5 protein-coding genes are annotated in these 5002 nt (G+C 72.1%); 2 read left to right on the top strand and 3 right to left on the bottom strand.

Annotated elements, in window-relative coordinates; translation table 11 throughout:
• Window positions 1-153 precede the first annotated feature (153 nt).
• Together ACIQOV_RS27340 and ACIQOV_RS27335 are read right to left on the bottom strand one after the other, a co-directional pair.
• Window positions 154-993: a class I SAM-dependent methyltransferase gene (locus ACIQOV_RS27340; protein ID WP_401052897.1), complete on the bottom strand. Its 840-nt coding sequence runs from the start codon at window positions 991-993 to the stop codon at window positions 154-156.
• 127 nt (window positions 994-1120) lie between these two features.
• Window positions 1121-1933, bottom strand: a complete 813-nt coding sequence (locus ACIQOV_RS27335) for a cyclase family protein (RefSeq protein ID WP_359908120.1) — start codon at window positions 1931-1933, stop codon at window positions 1121-1123.
• 86 nt (window positions 1934-2019) lie between these two features.
• Here ACIQOV_RS27335 and ACIQOV_RS27330 point away from each other — a divergent pair, with 86 nt between their 5' ends.
• Window positions 2020-2526 carry a MarR family transcriptional regulator gene (locus ACIQOV_RS27330; RefSeq protein WP_359908123.1) on the top strand — a complete coding sequence of 169 codons (507 nt, stop codon included), beginning with the start codon at window positions 2020-2022 and terminating at the stop codon, window positions 2524-2526.
• A 26-nt stretch (window positions 2527-2552) separates the two neighbouring features.
• Here ACIQOV_RS27330 and ACIQOV_RS27325 read toward each other — a convergent pair whose 3' ends face one another.
• A complete protein-coding gene (locus ACIQOV_RS27325; protein WP_359908126.1) occupies window positions 2553-3788 on the bottom strand; it encodes a serine hydrolase domain-containing protein in 1236 nt (411 codons plus the stop codon).
• Between the two features lie 213 nt (window positions 3789-4001).
• Here ACIQOV_RS27325 and ACIQOV_RS27320 point away from each other — a divergent pair, with 213 nt between their 5' ends.
• Window positions 4002-4655, top strand: coding sequence for a nitroreductase family protein (locus ACIQOV_RS27320; protein WP_401052892.1), 654 nt, complete (start codon window positions 4002-4004; stop codon window positions 4653-4655).
• The last annotated feature ends 347 nt before the right edge of the window (window positions 4656-5002 follow it).

The raw sequence follows: 5002 nt of genomic DNA, 5'->3' as shown, positions 1-5002 counted from the left end.
GTACGGGCGGCGCCGCGTTCACCCCGGCCACGCCCGGACGGAACGCCCCGACGGAACACCCCGACGGAACGCCCCGACGGAACGCCCGGACGGAACGCCGACGGGCCGGCCGCCCCCGCAGGGGTGACCGGCCCGTCGGCGTGCGCGGGCGCGTCAGGCCCGCTTCCCCCAGGCGGTGAAGACCGCGAGGGAGAGGTCCCGGAACTGCGGGTCGGCGAGCTCCCGGTACGCCGCCTCGAAGTCCTCCTCGGTGGCGAGTCCGGCGGCCACCACGGCCGGCCGGGTCTGCTCCAGGGTGAGCCGCCACCACTCGGCCTCGTCGTCCCCGCCGGCGAGCAGCTGGAAGCGCGCGTCGTGGCCGAGGCCGCTCAGCCCCTTGCCCTCCAGCGGCACCGGCAGGCTGCGCGCCCATTCGGTGTCGGTGCCCACCGCGGTCTCCAGGTGGCGGCGGAAGGCCCGCAGCACGGTCCGGTAGCCGGGGTGCGGCGAGTCCTTGATCGGGAAGAAGGCCGGCTCCTCCAGCACCAGCGTCCCGCCCGGGGCCAGCCACTGGACCAGCCGCTCCACCGCCTTCTCCGGGTCGGGCAGGTGGATCACCACGTACCGGGCGTGGATGAAGTCGAAGGAGGCGGGCGGGAAGTCGTCGGTGTAGACGTCGTGGCGCAGCACCCGCACGCCGTCGGCGGCGAGTTCGTCCAGGAAGGTGGTGTCGAGGTCGGTCACGGTGACCTCGGCGCCCTGTTCGGCCAGCCAGCGGGCGACCGAGCCGCCGCCCCCGCCGACCTCCAGCACCCGGTGCCCGGCCCGCAGGCCGAGCCCCCGGAAGCGGCTGCGGGTGTGCTCGTCCAGGACGGACTCCAGCAGCCGCAGCCGGTGCAGTTCGGTGTCCACGGCGTGGCTGAACACCCCGTCGCGGTAGCGCTCCTCCTTCCACTCCCAGCGTTCGCCGGTGGCCCCGGCGAAGACGGACTCCGAGTCGGTCTGTACGGTCATGGGCTTCTCCTGTGATCGCGGGTCGTTGTGATCGCGGGTCGTGCCGTTCGCGGATCGTGCCGTTCGCGGATCGCTGTCAGCGCCGGTCGTCGTGGTCGCCGGTCGTGCCGTTCGCGGGTCCGCCGGTTCAGACGAAGGCGAGGACGCGGACCGGGCCGCCGGTCCCGCCGAGGTGCTTGGGCGCGCCGACCACGGCGACCGCGCCGAGGTCGGGCACGGTGTCGAGCCCGGCGAGGCACTCGATGGCGTACTTGCCGGCCGGCAGCAGCACCCGGTGGGTGTCCGGGTCGGCCGGGCGGGTGCCGGGGTCGAGGCTGATCGAGTCGGTGCCGACGCCCACCACCGAGCGCTCGGTGACCAGGAAGTGCGCGGCCTCCACCGAGATCCCGGGGAAGCGGTAGAGCCCTTCCGCGGGGTCGAGGTTGAGGAAGGCGCCGGGGGTGTCGATCCGGTGCGCCCAGTCGTTGTCGACGGCGAGCAGCGCACCGTCGGGGATGCGGCCGTTGCGGCTCTCCCACGCCAGCAGGTCGTCGACGGTCAGTTCGGTGACGTGGTCGCGGGCGGCGCGCTCGCCGATCCGGACCACGGCCAGCGGTGCGACCAGGGTGTCGGCCGGGATCTGGTGGGTGGCCAGGCCGTCGTCGTCGAAGTGCGAGGGCGCGTCGAGGTGGGTGCCGATGTGCTCGTTGTAGGTGAGCTCGAAGGCGTTGTACTCGTGCTCGGCGAGGTTGGCGAGCCGCTTGATCTCCATCGGCTTGACGTACAGCTCGAACACCGGCCAGTCCGGGCCGACCACGTGGGTGAGGTCCCGGACGGCCCCGCGCGGCAGGCTGATCGGGGCTCTGGCCCGGAGCGGCGCCGAGACCTCGGCGGGCGCGGCGGCGACGGGCCCGGTGGCGGTGTGGCCGGTGGCGCCGGCCACCGTTTCCGGTGAGCACATGGGATTCCCCTTCCTTGAGAACGTCTACGGAAAAACAATCTCCTGAACGCGTTATGCTGATGGCCCCGCCCGCAGAAGGAGTTCCGATGGCCACCGCCCCGCGGACGCCCCGCCTCGCCTCGCCCAGCCGGACGGACGACGGGGGCGAGCGCCGGCAGTACTTCGCGACGCTCACCCGGGAGCGCCCGGACATCGCGCTCTGCCGGGCCACCACCGTGGTCGCCCGGGCCATCGACGAGGAGCTGACCGGCGCCCGGCTGACGGTGGCCCAGCACCTGGTGCTGAAGATGCTGGACGCGGTCGGGGCCTGCTCCCAGCAGGAGTTGAGCGAGCAGCTGCGGATCGACCGCAGCGTGATGGTCGGCTGCATCGACGGCCTGGAGAGCTCCGGACTGGTGGTCCGCGAGCGTCACCCGCGCGACCGCCGCGCCTACGCCGTCACCATGACCGAGGTCGGTTCGCGGGCCCTGGCCGAGGCGGAGGCGGGCATCGCCCCGATGATGGACCGGGTGTTCGCCGCGCTCACCGCGGAGGAGCGGGACACGCTGATCCGGCTGACCCGCAAGCTCCTCGCCGTCCAGCCGGGCGGGTGAGCCCCGGAGCGGGGCGGGCGGACCCGTTATCCGACCAGCGCCTGGTTGACCAACTGCCGCAGGCGTCCGTGCAGTTGGTGCGCACTGGAGGGCATCAGCTGGGTCAGGAACAGCACCGTCAGCCGCTCCGCCGGGTCCACCCAGAAGATGGTGGACGCGGCGCTGTGCCAGCCGTACTCCCCGGCGCTGGCCGGCACCCCGGCGGCGGCCGGGTCCTGCACCACCGCGAAGCCGAGCCCGAAGCCGACCCCGGCGGTGGGCATCTCGGAGAACACCGGCCGCCCGACGCTCTTCAGGTCCCCGCCGCCGGGCAGGTGGTTGCGCAGCGCGTGCCGCAGGGTGTGCCGGCCGAGCACCCGTACGCCCTGGTACTCGCCCTCGCCGAGCAGCATCTGGCTGAACCGGTGGTAGTCGGCGAGCGTGGTGACCAGTCCGGAGCTGCCGGAGAGGCAGTGGGGCTCGCGCAGCACGTCACCGCCGAAGGCGTCGTTGCGGACGGCCTTCCCGCTCGCCGGGTCGACGACGTAGAAGCCGGCCAGCCGGTCGGCCTTGTCGGCCGGGACGTGGAAGCCGGTGTCGGCCATGCCGAGCGGGCCGAGCACCCGCTCGGCCAGGAACTCGTCCAGCCGCCTGCCGGAGGCGACCTCGATCACCCGCCCGAGCACGTCGCTGGAGGCGCCGTAGTTCCAGGCGGTGCCGGGCTCGAAGAGCAGCGGGAAGGAGGCCCACTTGGTGACGCACTGGGCGAGGTCGAGGCCGGGCGCGGTGGTCCACTCGAAGCCGTTGGCGGTGTAGATCTCGTCCACCGGGTGCGCCCGGTGGAAGCCGTAGGTCAGGCCGGAGGTGTGGGTGAGCAGGTGCACGATCCGGATCGGCTCGGCGGCGGGGACGGTGACCGGCCGGGAGGCCGGCCCGCGCTGGTAGACCCGGACGTCGGCGAACTCCGGCAGGTAGCGGGAGACCGGGTCCTGGAGGCCGATCGCACCCTCCTCCAGCAGCACCAGCGCGGCCACCGAGGTGACCGGCTTGGTCATCGACCAGGACCGGTAGATGGTGTCCGGGGTCTGCGGCAGGCCCTTCTCGACGTCGCGGTGCCCGTATCCGGCGAGGTGGGCGACCTTCCCGCCGCGGGTCACGGCGAGCTGCCAGCCGGGCAGCCGGCCGTCGTCCACGTAGGCCCGGAGGTAGGAGTCGATCCGGCGCAGCCGCTCGGGGTCCAGCCCGACCTCGGCCGGTTCGACTTCGACTTTGATCTGCGACATGGCGTCCTCTCGCGGTCGAGCACTCTCATCATGTTTCGAATGTTCGAAGATAGTGGAAGCATAGAAAGAATCAACTCGGCACACAAGAGCGGAACTTGAGATCCCGTCCGGTCCACCCACTGGACTTCGAATGTTGCGCAAGTTTCGAACCATCAATAGGATCCGGAAGGATCCGCACCCCCTTCCGACCCGACCGGAGCTGGAGCCCCGCCCATGTCGCCCCTCGCGCTTTCCATCGACGAACTGCTCACCACCACCCGGGCGGTGCGCAAGCGGCTCGACCTCACCCGCCCGGTGGAACGCGAACTGATCGAGGAGTGCCTGGCCCTGGCCACCCAGGCCCCCACCGGCCGCAACCGCCAGCGCTGGGACTTCATGATCATCACCGACCCCGCCAAGCGCTCCGCGATCGCCGACCTCTACCGGCTCGGCCTGGTCCGCCCCCGCCAGCAGGTGGTCGGCACCGGCGTGGACCGCACCGTCGGCGACCAGCTGCGCCGACTCCGGCTCGCCGAGAGCGCCCAGCACCTCTTCGACCACCTGCACGAGGTCCCGGTCCTGGTGATCCCCTGCGTCCGGATCGAGGGCCGGCACGAGGTCGACTCCTTCGTCGGCCAGGCCAACACCTGGGGCTCGATCATCCCGGCCACCTGGCAGTTCATGCTCGCCGCCCGCTCCCGCGGCCTCGGCACCGCCTGGACCACCCCGCACCTGCACTACGAGCGCGAGGCGGCCGAGATCCTCGGCATCCCCTACGAGACCGTCCTGCAGGCCGCGCTGATCCCGCTGGCCCACACCATCGGCACCGACTTCCGCCCCGGCCCCCGGGTCGGCACCGAGCAGATCGCCCACTGGGACGCCTGGTAGCCCCCCTGGTGGGACCGCGCCCACCAGGAAGTTCTTGACCACCGATCAGGCCGATCTTTAGGATGGCTTCCATGTTCCGGGAATGTCGAGTCAACGGCCTTGCTGCCGCAGCGACTTCCGACTGCGCGACGCACCGCTGCCGCTGTCGCCCCTGAACTCTCCTCCCGCGTCCGCGCACCGACCGCGCACCGACTCGACGCCGGAAAAGAAATCTCCTCTCATCATCACGATTCCGCCCCCGCGGTGGTGCCCCCACGCACCCCGCCGATTCCGGCTGCCCGGAGTCCCGGAATCTCGACGGCAAGGAGAACGAACATGAGCCTGTCCCTCTACCGCCCCGCCGACCC

It is taken from the genome of Kitasatospora sp. NPDC091257 (assembly GCF_044757675.1).
Classification (GTDB): Bacteria; Actinomycetota; Actinomycetes; order Streptomycetales; family Streptomycetaceae; genus Kitasatospora; species Kitasatospora lactacystinica.
The sequence above is the reverse complement of the archived record's forward strand: the minus strand, read 5'-3'. Positions and strand labels throughout refer to the sequence as shown.